Source organism: Nitrospira sp. BLG_1, assembly GCF_047338595.1.
Classification (GTDB): domain Bacteria; phylum Nitrospirota; class Nitrospiria; order Nitrospirales; family Nitrospiraceae; genus Nitrospira_D.
Window position 1 is genome coordinate 1 of record NZ_JBLFBO010000104.1, and the last position, 2,462, is coordinate 2,462.

The 2,462-nt window shown below is 58.2% G+C and carries 3 protein-coding genes; all 3 read right to left on the reverse strand.

What is annotated here, in order from left to right:
• On the reverse strand, positions 1–597 hold a 597-nt coding region (locus ACMTNU_RS20430), incomplete at its 3' end, for a hypothetical protein (protein WP_413937135.1).
• A gap of 45 nt (positions 598–642) precedes the next feature.
• Positions 643–1,593, reverse strand: coding sequence for a hypothetical protein (locus tag ACMTNU_RS20435; RefSeq protein ID WP_413937136.1), 951 nt, complete (start codon positions 1,591–1,593; stop codon positions 643–645).
• Positions 1,594–1,649: 56 nt separating this feature from the next.
• Positions 1,650–2,462 (reverse strand): hypothetical protein (locus ACMTNU_RS20440; RefSeq protein WP_413937137.1); only part of this gene is annotated, 813 nt, incomplete at its 5' end.

Sequence of the window (2,462 nt, forward strand, 5' to 3'; positions counted from 1 at the left end):
CTTCGGATAGCCCAAGACGAACGCCAGGGCCTCTGATCCTGCCGTGCAGGCCGTGGCGACATCGACATCGATGCTATTGCCTGGGCGCACAAGAATAGGCGCATCCATGACCTTGTAGGTCACGGCGCCAATGGCCTGGGCCGTCGTCGCATTCGGAGCCGTGACGGTGCCCTGAGTCCCGTCCAGGTTCGACGCAATGATGGTTCCCTTGCCGTTAATCGCCGGATACAGATCGAAATCCACCTTCGCCGCCGTCGTGGTGCCTGCCACGGCGAACGTAAACCCGATGGTATCGACGAGGAACCAATCGAAGATGTTGAATTGACCTTCGGATCCGGTTCCGCTGAAGTCCATGACGCCAGCAATATCGGGCGAGAGCCATCGACGGCTTTCGTACCCGTACATCCCGCCTCTCAGCACCGGCATCAGGAGCAATCCTCGTCCGATAGCCTCCTCCATCGAAGGAGCCCACTGAACGCCCTGCACGGCTCGATGAATGTCGAGCGCGAGGGGAATGTCCCGCTCTTGCTGCACGAGCTTGCCCAACACGGTCCGCTTGGCCGCGTTCCACAAGCTATTGAAATCATAGCGAATCATGATCTGTCCTCCATGAAAGTGAATGGGCATGAGCGCCGTTTCTTCCTAGCTCGACGTGACGTACACGGATCGTGCTTCGCCATCGTTTGCCGAATCGCCCCACACGTTGACCATGCCGAGCACCCCGTACCAGGCAATGGCAAATTGCCGGTCGAAGTCTGCCGGAATGGCCAGCCGTAGTTCAGGGGCTTCAACCTCGGCCAGCGCCAGCACGTCGTCTCCGAAGAAGACGGCTTCTCCGACGGCGCTGCCTGTTCCACGCTCGGTCAAGACGTTATCGTGCACGATTTCAATGAACCGGCACTTTTCGATTTCCCCGACCTCCGCGTTGTTGAACACTTCACCCGGACGGAGATACTGACGCCAGGAATGAAATTCAGGATCGTCCTTGACGCCTCGGCATGCCTTCGTCGAGGCCAACACAATGTAGGATTGGCCTTGATACGGATCGACATGGATGGTCTTCCGCATATAGTCGCGAATCTGCTTGACGTGAGCCACCGTCAGGTTATTGGTCCCCGTGACGGGCGTCACCCCCGCATCGGTCGTGAAGGTCCCGCCAACCGCGCTCGTGGGAGCAAACCGTATCATCGAGGTCTTGATGGCGGTCCCGGCGACCGTATCGAGCGTCAAGCGCATCCGCTTCTTGAGTGTCTTCTGAATCGGGTTCTGTAGATCGAAATTGCTGAGCAATTGCGAGAGCTTGGTGAACCCAACGGCTGAACCAAACTCGCTGACCGTGATGGTCCGAGCCGACATCGCCATCTGATCGACCGGGATTTTCCCGGACTGGCTGAGCACCGATGATGTGGATTCCGCGATGCTCCGAATGCGCTGAATCGTCACGGACTCGCCCTGGTTTTTCCCGAACCCTGGCTCAGGTCTGGCGAACTGCAAGACCTCCGTTTCCGACACACTGGCAAATCGCAATTGATCGCTCAAGGCATGGTTACGTGACACCCCGGCTGGGAAACTGCTAGACCACTGAACGTTCATGATCGTCTTCTCCTCTTGTTGTTACTGGCCAGGGCGTGACACGTGACCAATCCGCCTTACTTTCGTCTCAGCATGTCGCCAGAGTACTTCATCTGAGTCTCGCGCATGCGCCGCAAGTCAGACAGAATGCTGGACGGTTGCCGTTCGCCGTCCTCAGCGTCGCCTCGCGTCCATCCTCGCCGTGTCCCGCTCGATCCTTCGCCCAACACCCCGCCCATATCGGCGCGGTGTGCGCGCTTGTCGTTTTGAAACTCCTGGCCCGTTCGTTTGCTTTTCATTAACCGCTCCTTGAGATCCGAGACGAGCAACGGAATCTGCTCGGCCTCGGGAGTACGCTTGAACCAATCAAAGTCAGTCGCCGCCTTCGCGGTTGCGATGTCCTGCACGACATCGAAGAGGTCCTTGCTCATCCCGTTTCGTTCGAGCTCGGCAATGGTCCTCTTCTTGGACTCCTCGAACCTTTGTTGTTCCAATGCTCGGCGCGTGACGGCTGCCGACGATCTCCGGTCCACCTCCTCTAAGATGTGCCGGATATCCTCCTGACGAGCCCGCCGATTGTATTCGGCCAGGATGGTGTAGGTCTTTTGGCCGCGCTCAGGATCTTGCTGATCCAGCGCAGAAACCCTACTCCACATCTCACGCCCTTCGCGTTCAGCTTCGGCTCGTGCATCGTCCGCTCGACGATTCACGTCGGCTCGCGTCTCCCGTTCCGTACGATCCTGCTCGACTCGCGAGAGCCTGCTACTCATGTCATCAAGAAGACGGTCGCGCTTCTTCAGTTCGTCCAACAACTTATCGTTGCTGGACTTCAGCCGATCGACAAGTTTCTGTTCCTTGTCCCCTCGTCGGCTACGAGGCTGGTCGTCAAG

Bases quoted from the DNA above. Each gene is read 5' to 3' on its own strand.
- ACMTNU_RS20435 (WP_413937136.1), bottom strand. From the start codon at position 1,593: ATGAACGTTCAGTGGTCTAGCAGTTTCCCAGCCGGGGTGTCACGTAAC.